The 17,019-nt window shown below is 49.9% G+C and carries 15 protein-coding genes and 3 tRNA genes; 10 read left to right on the plus strand and 8 right to left on the minus strand.

Annotated features, from left to right (window positions below):
* The 5 genes from ACTHUT_RS06905 to ACTHUT_RS06925 all read right to left on the minus strand — a co-directional run.
* A partial coding sequence (locus ACTHUT_RS06905) for a bifunctional biotin--[acetyl-CoA-carboxylase] ligase/type III pantothenate kinase (protein WP_440418711.1) occupies positions 1 to 1,499 on the minus strand: 1,499 nt, incomplete at its 3' end.
* The gene (locus tag ACTHUT_RS06910; RefSeq protein ID WP_440386546.1) at positions 1,496 to 2,002 is read right to left on the minus strand and encodes an adenylyltransferase/cytidyltransferase family protein; all 507 of its coding nucleotides are present in this window, start codon (positions 2,000 to 2,002) and stop codon (positions 1,496 to 1,498) included. The genes ACTHUT_RS06910 and ACTHUT_RS06905, both read right to left, overlap by 4 nt.
* Before the next feature lie 260 nt (positions 2,003 to 2,262).
* Positions 2,263 to 2,338, minus strand: a tRNA-His gene (locus tag ACTHUT_RS06915).
* A 9-nt stretch (positions 2,339 to 2,347) separates the two neighbouring features.
* Positions 2,348 to 2,424 (minus strand) — tRNA-Arg (locus ACTHUT_RS06920).
* A 27-nt stretch (positions 2,425 to 2,451) separates the two neighbouring features.
* Positions 2,452 to 2,529: transfer RNA gene (locus ACTHUT_RS06925), tRNA-Pro, on the minus strand.
* 200 nt (positions 2,530 to 2,729) lie between these two features.
* Between ACTHUT_RS06925 and folD the strand changes: the two genes are divergently transcribed.
* From folD to ACTHUT_RS06975, 10 genes are all read left to right on the plus strand, one after another.
* A complete protein-coding gene (gene folD / locus ACTHUT_RS06930) occupies positions 2,730 to 3,581 on the plus strand; it encodes a bifunctional methylenetetrahydrofolate dehydrogenase/methenyltetrahydrofolate cyclohydrolase FolD (RefSeq protein ID WP_440386435.1) in 852 nt (283 codons plus the stop codon).
* A gap of 86 nt (positions 3,582 to 3,667) precedes the next feature.
* On the plus strand, positions 3,668 to 4,741 hold the full coding sequence (locus ACTHUT_RS06935; protein ID WP_440386433.1) for an AI-2E family transporter: 1,074 nt from the start codon (positions 3,668 to 3,670) through the stop codon (positions 4,739 to 4,741).
* Positions 4,742 to 4,870: 129 nt separating this feature from the next.
* Positions 4,871 to 6,112, plus strand: a complete 1,242-nt coding sequence (locus ACTHUT_RS06940; protein ID WP_440386432.1) for an aromatic amino acid transporter — start codon at positions 4,871 to 4,873, stop codon at positions 6,110 to 6,112.
* A gap of 93 nt (positions 6,113 to 6,205) precedes the next feature.
* Positions 6,206 to 6,658, plus strand: coding sequence for a DUF7832 domain-containing protein (locus ACTHUT_RS06945; RefSeq protein ID WP_440386431.1), 453 nt, complete (start codon positions 6,206 to 6,208; stop codon positions 6,656 to 6,658).
* A gap of 11 nt (positions 6,659 to 6,669) precedes the next feature.
* A complete protein-coding gene (gmhB, locus tag ACTHUT_RS06950) occupies positions 6,670 to 7,248 on the plus strand; it encodes a D-glycero-beta-D-manno-heptose 1,7-bisphosphate 7-phosphatase (protein WP_003749152.1) in 579 nt (192 codons plus the stop codon).
* 75 nt (positions 7,249 to 7,323) lie between these two features.
* Positions 7,324 to 8,055 (plus strand): lysophospholipid acyltransferase family protein, encoded by a 732-nt coding sequence (locus ACTHUT_RS06955; protein ID WP_049347813.1) that lies wholly within the window; start codon positions 7,324 to 7,326, stop codon positions 8,053 to 8,055.
* A 49-nt stretch (positions 8,056 to 8,104) separates the two neighbouring features.
* Entirely contained in the window at positions 8,105 to 8,800 is a 696-nt protein-coding gene (locus ACTHUT_RS06960; RefSeq protein WP_440386430.1) for a M48 family metallopeptidase, read from the plus strand.
* Between the two features lie 171 nt (positions 8,801 to 8,971).
* Complete coding sequence (locus ACTHUT_RS06965) at positions 8,972 to 9,343, plus strand: hypothetical protein (protein ID WP_440386429.1); 372 nt, start codon at positions 8,972 to 8,974, stop codon at positions 9,341 to 9,343.
* 156 nt (positions 9,344 to 9,499) lie between these two features.
* The gene (locus ACTHUT_RS06970) at positions 9,500 to 10,975 is read left to right on the plus strand and encodes a surface lipoprotein assembly modifier (protein WP_440386545.1); all 1,476 of its coding nucleotides are present in this window, start codon (positions 9,500 to 9,502) and stop codon (positions 10,973 to 10,975) included.
* 289 nt (positions 10,976 to 11,264) lie between these two features.
* Entirely contained in the window at positions 11,265 to 12,761 is a 1,497-nt protein-coding gene (locus ACTHUT_RS06975) for a subtype B tannase (RefSeq protein ID WP_440386544.1), read from the plus strand.
* A 236-nt stretch (positions 12,762 to 12,997) separates the two neighbouring features.
* Here the strand turns inward: ACTHUT_RS06975 and ACTHUT_RS06980 are convergent, their stop codons facing one another.
* The 3 genes from ACTHUT_RS06980 to ACTHUT_RS06990 form a co-directional block, all read right to left on the minus strand.
* Positions 12,998 to 13,828, minus strand: coding sequence for a hypothetical protein (locus tag ACTHUT_RS06980; RefSeq protein WP_440386428.1), 831 nt, complete (start codon positions 13,826 to 13,828; stop codon positions 12,998 to 13,000).
* Positions 13,829 to 13,836: 8 nt separating this feature from the next.
* Positions 13,837 to 16,221, minus strand: coding sequence for a peptidoglycan-binding protein LysM (locus tag ACTHUT_RS06985; protein ID WP_440386427.1), 2,385 nt, complete (start codon positions 16,219 to 16,221; stop codon positions 13,837 to 13,839).
* A 70-nt stretch (positions 16,222 to 16,291) separates the two neighbouring features.
* The coding region (locus ACTHUT_RS06990) for a DUF2345 domain-containing protein (RefSeq protein WP_440386426.1) at positions 16,292 to 17,019 on the minus strand (728 nt) is incomplete at its 5' end.

The following is a 17,019-nucleotide window of genomic DNA, read 5'->3' on the forward strand; positions in this document are numbered from 1 at the left end:
TATACCTTGCCGATGGGGCGGTTGAGGTTGGCGGTTTTGAGCGCCATCGCCTCTTTCATCAAGTGGAAACCGGGCATGATGGTGCCGCCGAGATAATGATTGTCTTCCGTCAGCGCGTCGGTGGTTACGGCGGTGCCGCAGCTGACGACGACGCAGGCGTTTTGCGTAAAGCGGCGGCAGCCCAGCGCATTAAACCAGCGGTCGGAGCCATGTTCTTCAGGGCGGCGGTAATGGTTGCGGATGCCCAAAGCCTGCGGCATGGAAGACAGCCATTCAACCGGACGGGTCAATTGTTCTTCCACCATCGCTTTTTTGATCGAACCGCACACGGCGCAACCGACAATCTTCACATTTTCATCGGCAAATCGCAGCCATTCTTCGCCCAGCTTGGCCAAATCACGATACGGCGCACGGCTGACTTCGGTAAATGTGCCGTTCTCCACCCACGCCCATTTCAACTGACTGTTGCCACCGTCCAGCAGCAAAGAGCGTTCCGGCTTGGCGGCGGCGGGTTGTGCCGGACGGTTATCCGGGCGCAAACTGATTTCGCCGCTGACGATGGTTTTCTCGCCCTCGTCCGTCAGCAAACGCAACGCGCCTTGCGCATCCACGCCTTTGACCACGCCTTCGTGGACAACGCGCCCGTCTTGAAGCAGCAAGACCGGACGGCCTGTGTCGCGGTTGGCGGCATCGTATTCGACGACACATGATGCAAATCCGTTTTGCGCGTATTCATTCAACAGCGCATCGAGTTGCGCCAACACCGCATTCAATAAGGCTTCGACGCTTACGCCCTGCTTAGAGACCGTCTGAAACAAAGCCTGCACGGAAGTAGCGTTTTCCACTTCTTTCGGCAATACAAAATTAATGCCGATGCCGATGACGGCGACGGTTTTATTTTCCACCCGCGTCGTTTCAATCAACACGCCGGCCAATTTATCGTTGGCCACGACCAAATCGTTCGGCCACTTGATGTTCACGTCCAAACCAATATCGGCAAGCGCACGGCGGCAAGCCAATGCCACCACCAACGCCAGCGAACCCAGCTCATACTGCGGCTTGTCAAACGCCCAGCCCAGGCTGAACATCAGACATTCGCCCTGTCGGTTGACCCAGCTTCGCCCTTGCCGTCCGCGCCCTTTGGTTTGAAAATGCGCCACACACAAAGCCTTGTGCGCCAAACCTGCCGACCGGCGCGCCAACGCCATGATTTCATCGTTGCTGGACGAACATTCGTGTTTCAACTGCGCGCGAAAACCATGTTTCCCGGCCATTTGTTGCAGAGATTCTTCGGCAAACACAGCCAATGGGCGCACCAAGCGCCATTGCCCGTCATGCTGGCGCAGCAAACCGCGGATATGGCCCGGCATCTGCTGCCAAAATCCGTTTAATTGTTGCGGCTTCATTCCGGACGCACGCGCCAGCTGAGAAACGTGTTGTGGCAGGCCGTCTGAAAGCGTGGCGAGCAAGGCCCAATGGCGGCTGTTCAAATCCGTCATGCGCCTCCTCCGGCTTCACGGATTTTCGCCAACGTTTTGGTGGTCGAAGTCTGATGTAAAAACGGAATCGAAAATACTTTGCCGCCGCGCGCAAACGTCTCGGCCGCACCGACAATCTTATCCACAGGCCAATCACCGCCTTTAATCAATACATCGGGTTTGACCATTTCAATCAGCGCGGCCGGCGTATCGTCATCAAACCATGTGACCAAATCCACGCTGGCCAATGCCGCTGCCACTGCCGCGCGGTTTTCCAAAGGATTAATCGGACGGTCATCCCCTTTGCCCTGATGGCGCACCGAAGCATCGGTATTCAACGCCAACACCAAAGCCGCACCTGCCGATCTCGCCTGCGCCAGATAAGTAACATGGCCTCGGTGGAGAATATCGAAACAGCCGTTGGTAAACACCAGCGGACGGGGCAATGCCGCCAAACGCTCCGCCAGCTTTTCGGGCGGACAGATTTTGGATTCGAATTCTGGAGCTGACCATTCGGACATGATGCGGTTCCTTTGGAAATAAAACAGAAAATAATCGGGGTATTATAAAGGATAACGGCGAAACTCCATAAAAAGATACCGAACGGTACGATATTCGGGCTTGACTGCGTATTCATCGGCATTTGACAGACACCGCAGACACCGTTTTTGCCGCTGCCATGATGGAACGGTTTGATGAATACTGTTTTTGAAAACCAATAAACTTGAATAAAATTCAGGGCATAAACGGAAAAAAGCCTGCATACAATATGCAGGCTTTCATCTGGGGTGGCTGATGGGGCTCGAACCCACGACAACTGGAATCACAATCCAGGGCTCTACCAACTGAGCTACAGCCACCGTAAAAATTGGCACGCCCGACAGGAATCGAACCTGTAACCCCCGACTTAGAAGGTCGGTGCTCTATCCGGTTGAGCTACGGGCGCTCATGCCGATTCGTGCTTAGAATTTTGTGGTCGGGGCGGTGGGATTCGAACTCACGACCCTCTGCTCCCAAAGCAGATGCGCTAACCGGGCTGCGCTACGCCCCGACTGAAGACCCGAACTATACAGACCCTTTTCATCCCGGTCAACACTTACTTTGCTTTATTTTGCTATTTTTTATTTATCTTATTATTTTTAATCATTATTTATTTTTATGTTTCGTCATCGGGGTTACTCTTTTGTGTCAGGCCGTCTGAAAAATGCGATAATTTGAACGCAATATTTGTCCCTATTTAGAAGGAAAATCATGACTGCTCAACTTATAGACGGAAAAAAAATCTCCCAGCAACGCATCGAGGCGGTCGCGCAGGCGGTAAAGGCGCGCCAGGAAAAAGGTTTGCACACGCCTTGTTTGGCGGTGGTATTGGTCGGCGACGACCCTGCCAGCGCGGTTTATGTACGCAATAAAAAACTGGCCTGCCAAAAAAGCGGCGTCGAATCGCGCTCTTACGAGCTGCCGTCTGAAACCACGCAAGACGATTTGTTGAAACTGGTGGACGAATTGAACGGCGACCCTGCCGTCGACGGTATTTTGGTGCAACTGCCACTGCCGGCACACATCGACAGCCAAGCGGTTTTGGAACGTATCGAGCCGCATAAAGATGTGGACGGCTTCCACCCTTACAACGTCGGCCGCCTGGTCGTTAAAATGCCGCTGATGCGCCCTTGCACACCCAAAGGCGTGATGACTTTGTTGGAAGCCTACGGCATCGACCCGAAAGGCAAAAAAGCCGTGATTGTCGGCGCATCCAATATTGTCGGCCGCCCGCAGGCGTTGGAATTGCTGCTGTCCCGCGCGACGGTAACCATCTGCCACAGCGCCACGCAAAACCTTGCCGATGAAGTTGCCGCCGCAGATATTTTGGTGGTCGGCGTGGGCATTCCGAATTTTGTTAAAGGCGAATGGGTCAAACCCGGCGCCGTTGTTATCGATGTGGGCATCAACCGCTTGGACGATGGCGGCCTGTGCGGCGACGTGGAGTTTGACGTTGCCAAAGAACGTGCGTCCATGATTACGCCCGTTCCCGGCGGCGTCGGCCCGATGACGATTGCCACTTTGTTGGAAAACACGCTACACGCGGCCTCATTGCACGATTAACCGCCGTCATTAAATTAGGCCGTCTGAACATGTTTTTTCAGACGGCCTGACCTGTTTTTTTTGTTTTTTTACCTTATCGGCTTCACATGTCCTTACTCGCTTCCCACACCGACAACCCGACTTTCCGCAATGCTTCCTATATCCTGATGGGTTTGGCTTTGCTGATTGTCTTGCACTACCATCTGCTGCCGCTGCTGCTGTCGGCTATCCTGACCTATATCTTTATTACGCGCACCAACGGCGTCATCCTCAAACTCCGCCGCCGTGTTTTGCCGCGCAACACGCGGCTGCATAAATCGCTCAATGCGCACAATATCAACCTGATTTCCACCACGCTGACGCTGGCCATCGTGTTCAGCATCATTGCGATGATGTCTTTGGGCATTTACCACCTGATACACGGCGGCCATGTCGGCTTTATGCTGGCCAAACTGGCGGCGATTTTGGAAGACACCAAAAACAGCCAAGACCTGCCTGCGGCCATTCTCAATATGCTGCCCAACAATATGGCCGAAATCAAAGCCTCGGCAATCAAGCTGATTGACGAATACCGCGCCGCGCTGACCCGCATCAGTAAAAACAGCATCACGTCCTTCGTGTACATCCTCATCGGCATCATCATCGGCGCCATGCTCAGTTTCCACCGCCTGAAAATGCGCAAAAACCGCCGTAAAATGCCGCTGTTTAAAGCCGAATTGGTGCAACGCATCGTCACTTTTGAAACCAGCTTTGAACGCGTGTTCCTCGCCCAAGTTAAAATCTCTCTGATTGACACCTTCCTGACCGGCCTGTACCTTTACTTGGTTTTACCGCTGTTCGGAGTTGAGCTGCCGTTTAAAATGACCGTCCTGATCATCGCCTTTATCGTCGGCCTGATTCCGGTGGCGGGCAACCTGATTTCCAACACCATCATCATTATTTTGAGCCTCGGCGCATCGCTTTACGTCGCACTCGCCTCGCTGGTTTTCCTCGTTGTCATCCACAAGCTCGAATATTTCCTCAACGCCAAAATCATCGGCTCGGAAATCGAATCCAGCGCGTGGGAATTGCTGGTGGCAATGGTCGTCTTTGAACGCATTTTCGGCATCGGCGGCATCATCGTCGCGCCGGTTTATTACGCCTATTTGAAAAACGAATTGAAACTGCGAAAATTGATTTAATCAGTTGCGTTTATACACACAAAAGGCCGTCTGAAAACGACAATCGGGTTTTCAGACGGCCTTTGCTTTACCTTTTCTTACACTTTACGGCATAATGGCAGCCACGCATTCCTAGAAGAAAGACAAACAATGTCAACCAAAACCCCTTCCCTATTCGGCGGTGCGATGATTATCGCCGGTACGGTTATCGGCGCAGGCATGCTTGCCAATCCGACCGCCACCTCTGGCGTCTGGTTTGCCGGCTCGCTGGCCGTGTTGCTGTACACCTGGTTTTCCATGCTCTCCAGCGGCCTGATGATCTTGGAAGTCAACACCCATTATCCGCACGGTGCCAGCTTCGACACCATGGTCAAAGACCTGCTCGGCCCGGCTTGGAACATCATCAACGGCGTTGCCGTCGCTTTCGTTTTATACCTGCTCACCTACGCCTACATCTTCGTCGGCGGCGACCTGACTGCCAAAGGCATCGGCAGCGCGGTAGGCGGCGAAATTTCGCTCTCCGTCGGCCAACTCGTCTTCTTCGGCATCCTCGCCTTTTGCGTTTGGGCATCCGCCCGCTTGGTTGACCGCTTCACCAGCATCCTCATCGGCGGCATGGTATTGACCTTTATTTGGGCAACCGGCGGCCTGATTGCCGATGCCAAAATGCCTGTTTTGTTTGACACCCAAGCCCCGGCCAGCACCCACTACTGGATGTATGCCGCCACCGCCCTGCCCGTCTGCCTTGCGTCATTCGGTTTCCACGGCAACGTCTCCAGCCTGCTCAAATACTTTAAAGGCGACGCGCCCAAAGTAGCCAAATCCCTGTGGGCAGGTACACTGATTGCCTTGGTAATTTACGTCCTCTGGCAAATTGCCATCCAAGGCAACCTGCCGCGCAGCGAGTTCGCACCGGTTATCGCCGCAGAAGGCCAAGTTTCCGTCCTGATCGAAACGCTGTCCAAGTTCGCCCAAACCGGCAATATGGACAAAGTGTTGACCCTGTTCTCCTACATGGCGATCGCAACCTCCTTCCTCGGCGTAACACTCGGCCTGTTCGACTACATCGCCGACATCTTCAAATGGAACGACAGCATTTCCGGCCGCACCAAAACCGCCGCGCTGACCTTCCTGCCGCCTTTGATTTCCTGCCTGCTTTTCCCTACCGGTTTCGTCACCGCCATCGGCTACGTCGGCCTGGCCGCCACCATCTGGACAGGCATCATCCCAGCCATGCTGCTCTACCGCTCGCGCCATAAATTCGGTGCCGGCAAAAACTACAAAGTTTACGGCGGATTCTGGCTGATGGTTTGGGTCTTCCTCTTCGGCGTCATCAACATTGCCGCCCAAATATTGAGCCAACTGGAGCTTGTTCCCGTATTTAAAGGTTAAATTCCCTTAAGGCCGTCTGAAACACCCTCTTTCAGACGGCCTAATTCATTATTTTCCGCTACAATACCCCCTTTCCCCCAACGAACCCCGTCCATGTACGACAATATCCGTTTCCATCTCGACGAAGACTATCCCGACCAACTACCGCCCGAAAACGCCGCCACCCACATCGGTATGTACTGGCAGTGGGCGGCAAAATCAGGCCTCGTCAACCCCGTCTGGCAAACCGCCCCCGAAACCGCAGCCGACTTCGCTGCCATGACCTCGGGCAAAATCAGCGGACGGCACTTCCTGCTCAAACACATGGACGGCGCATTGACGGCGGACGACTTTACCGAACTCGGCCAACGGTTTACCGAGTTCTACTACACCGACGAAGAAGACGGCTACGGCGCATTTATGGAAGACTACGTCCTCGCCCTCGACACGCCCTCGCTCGGCGGCTTCTACCACGTCAAAAACACCCCGGAAACCTTCGCCAAACTGACACCCGTTTTTCAGACGGCCTTTGAAAAATGGAAAAGCAGTTTGAAAGCAAAAAAATAAGAGCCCGAACCATGAAACTCATCATCCTCGACCGCGACGGCGTCATCAATCAAGACCGCGACGATTTCGTCAAATCCGTTGACGAATGGATTCCCATCGAAGGCAGCATGGATGCCATCGCCTTTTTAACGCAGGCAGGCTACACCATCGCCGTGGCCACCAACCAATCCGGTATCGGCCGCAAATACTTTACCGTGCAAGACCTGACCGAAATGCATGCGAAAATGCACCGCCTTGCCGTTCAAGCAGGTGGCACCATCGACGGCATATGGTTTTGCCCGCATACCGCCGTCGACAACTGCGAATGCCGCAAACCCAAACCCGGCATGATTCTCGACATCATCGAACGCTTCAAGGCCGATGCCGCCGAAACCTGGCTGGTCGGCGACAGCCTGCGCGACCTGCAGGCCATTGATGCCGCAGGCGGAAAATCTGCGCTCGTCCTGACCGGCAAAGGCAAAAAAACGCTGGCCCAACATGAGCAAGACCTGCCCGAACACACTCAAATCTTCGACAACCTGCTCGCTTTCTCGCAATACATCATGCGCGAAAACACACAAATCGAAGAAACCGCGCAAGCCATCTTATAAACAGACAACAAGGCCGTCTGAAACCTGATCACACCGGCGTTCAGACGGCCTTCCAACGACAGACTTTTCCCCGATATGCTGATTATCCGCAACCTGATTTACTGGTTCATCCTTTCCTCCAGCATTATTTTGCTGTTCCCCTTTATGCTGCTTGCCCTGCCCTTCCAAGGCGGCGCGCACAAAATGGCACAAGTTTGGGTACGCATCCTCAACTGGTCGCTCAAACACGTCATCGGTTTGAACTACACCTTAAGCGGTGCAGAAAACATTCCCGACCGCCCGGCCATCATTTGCGCCAAACACCAAAGCGGCTGGGAAACCCTCGCCCTGCAAGAAATTTTTCCGCCGCAAGTCTATGTTGCCAAACGCGAACTTTTCAAAATCCCTTTCTTCGGCTGGGGCTTGAAACTGGTTAAAACCATCGGCATCGACCGCAGCAACAGCCGCGAAGCCAACAGGCAGCTGATAGAACAAGGCCTTGCACGTAAAAACGAAGGCTATTGGATTACCATTTTCCCCGAAGGCACACGCCTGCCTCCCGGCGAAAAAGGCCGCTACAAGCTCGGCGGCGCGCGCATGGCAAAAATGTTTGAGATGGACATCGTCCCCGTCGCGCTCAACAGCGGCGAGTTTTGGCCACGCAACTCCTTCCTCAAATACCCCGGCACCGTCAGCGTCATTATCGGCAAACCCATTGCCTACGGCAGCGGCAACGAAGCCGAACTCATGGCCCAATGCGAGCAATGGATAGAAAGCCAACAGCCCCTGATTACCGGACAAGGTCCGTTCGCGCCCCAAACCAAATAAATTATTCCATCGGGTGGGCCGCCATGCCCGCCCCTCTCCCTCAAACACCATGCCCCGCCTCCATACCCACACCCTTTCAGACGGCCTGACCATTCATATCCAGCTCAGACGCAGTGCCAAGAAAAACCTCATCTTGCGCCCCGTTTCCGCCGATACCGTCAGCATCAATATCCCGCCGTTTGTGACCCAGCGCAACTTTACCCAATGGCTGAACGACAACGAGGCCATCCTGCGCCGCACCCTAAACAAAACACCGACCCAGCAAACACCCACCGATACGCTTCCCGAATGGATTTGGTATCAAGGCGTTCAGACGGCCTTGTCCGTCCACACGGCAAACCACATCCAAATCAGGCCGTCTGAAATCCTGTTGCCCGAAAAAGAAACCGCCGCCCAACTGACCCATCTGCGCCGCTTCCTGCACGAACGTGCGCACGAATATCTGCTGCCGCGCCTCGAAAGCCATATCCGAAGCACCCGCCTGACCCCGAGCGCCATTTCCCTGTCCAACGCCAAAACCTTCTGGGGCGTTTGCCGCCACACCACCGGCATCCGCCTCAACTGGCGGCTCATCGGCGCACCCGAATATGTCGCCGACTACGTCTGCCTGCACGAACTCGCCCACCTGCGCCATCCCGACCACAGCCCTGCGTTTTGGGCTCTGACCCACTCGCTCACGCCGCATGTCGACCAAGCCGAACAATGGCTGAAGGCGCACGGCGGCGAATTGTTCCACCTCGGCTAAGTCTTCCCAGCAGCATTTTTCTGCAAGCAAACACCAGCCCAAAGCAAAGAATCAACGCCCTCCAAACAAATCATGTAGCCGCGCGTAAAATCAAGTTTATCCGCTTGCCGCCCCTCATACCTGCCGATAAGATGATGTCGTTCTCAAAACCCTTTTCAGAAAGGAAAACCGATGACCAAAGCAAAATCGTTACTGGCCACCGGCATTTTGGCTCTTTTCTCCACCACGGCATTCGCCTCCCCGCTGCCTTCCGAAATCTACCGTCCGGCAGGCGCACACACCATCAAAGCCGACCATCAAGGCGACGGCGAGTTTGAATACGAAGCCGAACTTTCCGGCCGACACAATTCCATTCCTTCCCTGGCCAAAAAAGTGATCGCCCACGCGCGCAGCAAAGGTTTCCATGTGGTCGAGTCCGAAATCAAACGCGACGATGCCGATCTGAAATTCAAACGCGGCAAACAAGAGCTGGACGTTTCCATCGAAGACAAAGGCCAAGGCCGCATCGAATACAAAGCCGATTTGGACCTGGACGAAAACTAAATCCGATCCGTAAACAAAGGCCGTCTGAAATCCCATCGGGTTTCAGACGGCCTTTTGTCGCATTGATCAGATAAAATGACCGTCAGTTTACAAAATTTCCGACTCAAAACATTGTACAATCTGCCCACTTATACCGATAACATCCCCAACATTGCCATGAAAAAACGTCTACTCCTCCTCGCCATCCTTCCCCTTTTCCTTCACGCCGCCGATGTGCCGCCCAACGTAAAACCCGAGCTTCAAGTCAACACTGCCGAACCCCAACAGCCCGAAGCGCACAATATCCCTGCCGAACAGACAAACAGGCCGTCTGAAAAAATCATCAACGTCGATGCCGACACCCTGCTTGCCAACACCGAATTACTGGCACGCGCCATGTATTCCGCCGTCGTCGCCCACAATATCCCCGGCATCAAAGCCGTTTTACCCATTTACGAACAATGGCCCGAACACGACCGCGCCATGGCACGCTATGCCAAAGGTTTGCTTGCCCAATCCGAAGGGCGCGCCGCCGAAGCCATCGGCCATTACCGCCGCTTTATCGCCGAGCAGCCCGATGCCTCCGCCGTCCGCTGGCAGCTTGCAACCGCCTTATTTGAAGACAAACAAAACGAAGCCGCAGCCGACCAGTTCGACAAACTGCAAACCGAATCTCTCCCGCCCGCCTTGCAAGAACGCATCGAAAACTACCGCAAAGCCCTGCGCGAGCGCGACTCATGGCAATTCAATGCCGGCTTGAACATCACGCGCGAGCAAAACATCAACCAAGCTCCCGGCCAACGCCGTCTGGGCAACCACCTGAGCGACAAACAATGCCGCGCCGTGCGCCTTGCCTATCCCGACGACGACTGCTTCCGAGGCTGGACATTCCCAGAACCCATCGATGCCACCGCCGTCCACTACCAAATCGGGGCAGAAAAAAAATGGTCGTTGCCGCGCGGCTTCTATGCCACGGCAGGCGCAGACCATTACGGCAAAATCTATCCCAAACACACCAACTACAACGACCTCACCACACGCTTCTCGGCAGGCCTCGGCTATGCCGACCAGCGCAGCGATATCGGCATTACCCCGTTCCACGAACGCCGCTTCTACGGCAACGACCCCTACACCTACACCAACGGCGCACGCCTTCACTACAACCATTGGTGGCAACCCAAGCTGCAAACCCTCAGCGCATTTGAAGCAGGCCGTCTGAAAAACAGCCGCCGCGAACATTCCGATAACACCAGCCAACTGCTCAGCAATTCCATCATTTACTACCGCAACGCGCGCCAATACTGGATAGCCGGCATCGACCTCTACCGCGAACGCAACCGCGACGACAAAAGCGACAGCTTCAACCGCTACGCCCTGCGCGGCACATGGGGACAAGAATGGCCCAAAGGCCTCTCCACCGTCCTACGCCTCAGCGCCGCCCAACGCCGTTACCAAGCCCCCGGCTTCTTCAGTAACGAACAAAACCGCCGCGACAAAGAAGCCTCCGCCTCCCTGAGCGTATGGCACCGCGCCCTCCATTTCAAAGGCATCACCCCGCGCCTGACCATTGCCCACAACAAAACATGGAGCAACGACAAATTCTACGAATACGGCAAAACCAAAATGTTTATCGAATTGAGCAAAACGTTCTGACAAGTAGAACCAATCTGTGGATAAAGCAAAAATACCTGTCCTGCATACTGATTTACAAGACAGATTCAAACTTTTACAGATACCGGATAAATAGATCTTTTAAGGCGTAATTTCTTATTAAATTCATATTTATCAAATAGATGAAATTTAAGCCCATATTACTTTACAACGTAACGTACAACTCTACATAACGCTACAAAAAAATCAGGCCGTCTGAAACCCGACTTGGCGTTTCAGACGGCCTGAGTATTAGTTATCATCTCCTTTCACCTCTTCAGAAAGTATGATGATGAACGCCCTAAACAAAACCCTCTTATCCATTTCTGTCGCGCTGGGATTGAGCGCCTGCGCTTCCGTCAAAACCGCAGACACCTACGACCTAGACTTCTCCAAACAAAAATACACCGAACAAAGCATCGAAGTGAACGGTCAAGCTATCAAATTCCGCGCTTACGAAGGCGTAGTTTACGTCCGCAATCCTGTCGATACCCGTCACGAAATCATCAATATTTATGTACCCGAAGCCTATTACAACGGCGGCGAGATAGACGGTTTCAACGCCGAAACCGCACCGATTTTCCTGCCCAATCAAATCGGCGGCTATATGCCTGCCGAACCAGGCAAACCCGCTTTAGAAGGCAAACGCGGCGAGCCTGACGACGGCCAAAAATCGCCCAACGCCGCCCTGGTTGCCCTCTCCAAAGGCTACGTCGTCGCATCCCCTGGCGCACGCGGCCGGACAGAACCCACCGGTAAAGCACCTGCCGCCATCGTTGATTTGAAAGCCGCCGTCCGTTACCTGAAAGCCAACGACAAAGTCATGCCCGGCAATACCGAAAAAATCATTTCCAACGGCACAAGCGCAGGCGGTGCGATGTCCGCCCTCTTAGGCGCGACAGCCGACCAAAAAGATTACGAAAGCCACCTCAAAGCCTTAGGCGCGGCAGACGGCAGCGACAAAGTTTTCGCCGTATCCGCCTACTGTCCGATTACCGACTTGGACCATGCCGATATGGCTTACGAATGGCAGTTCAACGGTATCAACGACTACAAAAAAATGAACATTTCCATGCTCGACTACCGCGTCAAACGCGAGCTGGTCGCAGGCACGCTGACCGATGACGAGAAAAAACTGTCCGACCTCCTCAAACCCCTATACCCCGTATACCTCAACAGCCTGAACCTGAAATCCCCCGAAGGCAAACCCCTGACACTGGACGCCCAAGGCAACGGCAGCTTTAAAAACCATATTGCCGGTTTACTTGCCAAATCCGCACAAGCCCAGCTTGATGCAGGCAAAGACCTGAGCGACCGCACTTGGCTGACCGTCCGCAAAGGCAAAGTCGTCTCCGTCGATTTCGATGCCTACGCCAAAGCCGCCGGCCGCCAAAAAACACCGCCGGCCTTTGACGGCGTAGATTTAAGCACAGGCGAAAACCAACTCTTCGGCACCAATACCGTCGACAAACGCCACTTCACCGCGTTCTCCATGCAACACAACACCGCCGCCAACGCCGAAATCGCAGATGAAGAAACCATCAAAATCATGAACCCGCTCAACTACATCGGCAAACCGGGCGTAAACCTGCCGCAAAACTGGCGCATCCGCGTCGGCACCAACGACCGCGACACCTCACTGGCAGTCTCCGCCGTCTTAGCCGCCAAACTGCAAAACAACGGCCAAACCGTCGACTACGCCCTGCCTTGGGATGTCGGCCACGGCGGCGATTATGACTTAGACGAACTGTTCGCCTGGATGAAGCAAGTCAGCAGCTCTACAAAATAAGCGTTCCAACATGGATTGAGATGAGATTTGGTATCCCGTTTTGATTGGAAAAAGGCCGTCTGAATATTTCAGACGGCCTGAGCCCTTTTTAAATAAAACCTTCTGAAAGCTAAATTTTTAACCTAATCTATGCTTACTGTACACACGCATCCATATATTTCAAGTTTTATATAGTTTAAAAACTTATCCGACTTTCAGAATTCAATAAATACAGAGTATTGATGCAATACAGGCTTTTAATTTTCTGATGAAATTTCTTGATCTTCAAATTTCATACTTTTCTGATTTAACTTCCAAGTAGTCTTATTTGTAGAAGATATGGATTTTTTACCCTGATGAAATTCATAGCAGACCCTATCTGTTTTTAATACAAACTCTTTGCTGAGTTCAAATTCCATCACACACTTTCCTTGCAGCTTCAAGGACAAGGTATCTTCTACATGGTAACTCAGTATTCCATCTATTTTTTTAAAATTGAAGGGCGGACGCAACAACTTTTTATTATCATAGAATGATTCGTATACCAAATCTATTGAGCCTAAACTTGGAAGGCCGGTATGGTCTTGGCCAATGCTTCCATCCTTTCTATTAATCAAATAAATATTATAATTTTGCTCAATAATACTATTTTCTTCAGACTCTTCTGACTCTCTATTAGTTGCAACAACAAGCCATGCAAATGAATCATTATAGGGAATCACACCCAGAACTTTTGCATACTCGGGGATACTTGTTGGAACAGCATATATATATTCTTTAGAATCCTTAGGCGCCTTAATCTTATTTAAATCAAGAAAACCATTTGATAATCTAGGATAGGACTGAAACCAGATTTTAGATGAAATCGGTAACGTTAAACATTCCGCCTCCGCCAAATGTCCCTGCTCCTTAGGATAATTAATATAACAATTATCCCTACTGCTTTTTTGAAGAGATACAACAGGCTCTTCTTTGATGTTTCTATCAGCAAGGGGCTCTTTAGTAACTACTGCTCCTTGTCCACACCCAGCTAAAGCCGTTAGTAAAAATAATAATAATATTACATGATTAGGTTTAGAATGAATCATACATTTCCTTAAATATCAATTACTTTTGGTTTAAACCCTTGGATATGCAAATGATGGTAATGATCCTTATGAGAAGAAGAATGAGGTAGGAGTTTATTACCATTAACCTTAACTGGGGACGATAAAAAATGCTTATATCCAAACTTATAAAGAGCTTCCACGAATCTTACATTAGCATCCCAGTCAAAATTATTAGCAGTTGTGTGAATCCCACCTCCACCAAGATGCGCATCATTCTTAGCAAAGTAACGGAAATCACCATTAATCCCATTTAAATGAGATACACTTACTCCAGGTCCACCATTTTTAGTACTGAATCCGCTTCCTACGCAAGCTACATGTCCTAGGGAGCACAAGGCCCCTAGAACAGCGGCTAGAGAAAGTCCACTTAGATAAAAACGCCCATCTTTACTTCTGATTTCCCATTTGTAGCTAATTTTCCCGTTTTTACTGACATAACTTTGATGTCTCCGTTGGTTAACCAAATATATAGTTTCTCTTGGTGTTGCTTCTTGATTCTTTTTTCTCCATTTATATGCAAGAAATAATGCTGACCGTTCATTTTGTAAAAGATGTTGGTTTCCTTGCTCATCATAATAAATAAATTCTACAAAACCAGTTGCATTTTTATTTTCTCTTTTGATTGTTCCATCATAGTAAATATGATAGCGAACTGTATCTTTAGCAGCTTTTTGATCTCCAACGACTGTTAACGGTTTTCCTCCCTGTTCTGTGTGGATATTTTTTTGACGGGGGGGTTCTTTTTGTTGAGGTTGAGGTTGAGGTTGAGATTTAGCTTTCTCTTCTTGCTTTGGCGGGGGAGTTTTTTGTGTCGTAGTTGGTTGTTTTTGTGAAGGATTATTTTTCAATACCTGCCCAATAGTATTAAAAGCAGCTTGTTGCACCACCTGTGTTACAGCTGTTATTGAATTTGTTCCTAAAGCACCCTGTGCGTTCTGTATTGCTGTCTGATTAACAGTAATCTGCCTAATCGAGACAGATTGCAGACATCGTAAGTGTAAAAGCGGTTTACCTTTATTTCCAAACCCATATACGAAACCGACTAAGGCCTTTACTTTTAAACGGCCTTCATGATCAGTTTTTTTGCTTTTTTCTCTTTGCCTATAAAATATACTGAATTCTGTATTGGAAACAGCTTTCCCTTTAGTATCTACAACCGTAATTGTAAACGTGTGTACAGGAAGCGAAACCTTCACTACTGTATCACGTAGACTTTCTGTAACCGTAAATGATTTAATCGGCTGGAGGTTGCCTTCACCTGCCATACAAATCTGAATAGTTTGTCCTATTTCCGCAATAATATTTTCTTTAATTCCTTGTGTATTTGTAATGTGTTGTTTGGGCTTCCCTTTGTACACCAAAGTGAATTTCACATTACTTATTGGTTTTTTTGTATCTCCTTCTAAAAGGCTGAGATGGAAGTTAACATCTTTAGACGCATTATTTTCCGCATCTGAAGAAGGCTGTTGTGGCTGCTGTTCCATTTCATCTTGTTTTTTAGGCTCAGGAGTGCCTTTTGCAGCCAATGGTGCAGAAACTTTCATATCCGAAGCTGTGATTGTATATGGCTGTACCTGATCCGCTTTTTGAGAAATTGTCTCACTTTCGCGACCATCAATTTCTAAAATGATTTCAGCGCCAGGATGTCTGACTATAACGGGCAACTCCCCATCTGTATCAGTTTTATGGGTAACTTCAAATTTGCTATTTAAATGTTTACCATCATATGAAGATAGTATTTTAACAGTCTTATCTTTTAAAGGAAGGCCGTCAACATCTTGCAGTTTTACTCGAATTTTACGTTTGCAACAGGTTTCCAAATCGTAGTTGGCAAATAATTTCAAATATTCGCTGATATGAGTTTTATTGCCATCAAACTCGCTGTGTCGTTTTCCTGTTTTTTTATCAATTTTGTAATTTCCAGGCATATCTAAAAAAGATGCTAAACCACCAGAACCAACTAGGTGGCAGCCGGCAATACAACCGGATTCGGTAATTTCTATCCCCTTAACAATTTTTCCATAATACTCATTAAACCCCCATACCCGTAATCTTTTACACCATAAATCAATAGATAAATTAATTGCTGCTACTTGAATTTCACGAGATGATCTAAATGCTTCTTCTGATACTGCTCCATTTTTTCCTGTCCATTCGCCTTGTTTTGTTTTATATCCTATATCAATTAGAGCGCCTTCTCCATACTGGAACAAACCAATATACCCTCTTTCGTTAATTTCATGAATAGCTTTTTTGTTTACTAAATCGTTCTGATTTAAATCAGCACCACTTTCTCTTCGTGCTAATGCATAAATGAACCCTTTTCTATTAGAAGGATAGGATATGTCAAATACAGCCTTATTTTTTCTCATAATTAATTTCCTAAATAATTATTATTAATAATAAATTTAATATTTTCCTAAAACAGTATTTCTAAGTATATTAATTTCCGAATTGGTTGTAATCTTCTAATAAATTATCCTCGACGACTTCTTCTGTCTCAGATATTTCTTCACAATCATGATCTTCTTCATCACAGGCACAACAGTGATCTTCATGTTCTGTCTCATTATCTGGGATGAGAGCCCATTTTTGCTCTTTGGTCAGCTTACCTATCACAGAAATTTCGATTTCATCTTTCGAATCTCCATAAAATCTTGATGTTCTCCCATTTTTATCAAAAGTTTCTATACGCTCTGAATTTTGCCCCCTATTAATTACTTTATAACTAATACCTCCTGATAAAAAATCAGAAGTGAATACACTACTAAAATCGAAACGCCTACTAAACAAACCTGTTTGTGGAAGTAATGGTAGCCGTGCATTGATCCCATTCGCCCCATTCACCACCAGCGGCGCCCTCACCCTTACCACCTTCGGACTCCCGATCTCAACTTCCCCGTTACTCAGCTTGATATACGCCCCTTTGCAGGTAATCAGAATCTCTTCCTTCGCCGCAATGGTGATTTTTCCTGCACTGCTGGTCAGGGTGGCGTCTTTTAAGGCGTTCAGCTGCAACTCGTCATTCTGTGCCTGTACAGTGACTGCACCCTGATTGGCCTGCATCTTGATGCCGCTGCTTTGGGCAAACAGGTTAACGCTCTCTGCCGCATGGGCGGTCAGGCTTTGGCCGGCGGTAATGTCGGTATGGTTGCCGCTGATAAGGTGGA

The organism is Neisseria sp. P0022.S010, from assembly GCF_051956635.1.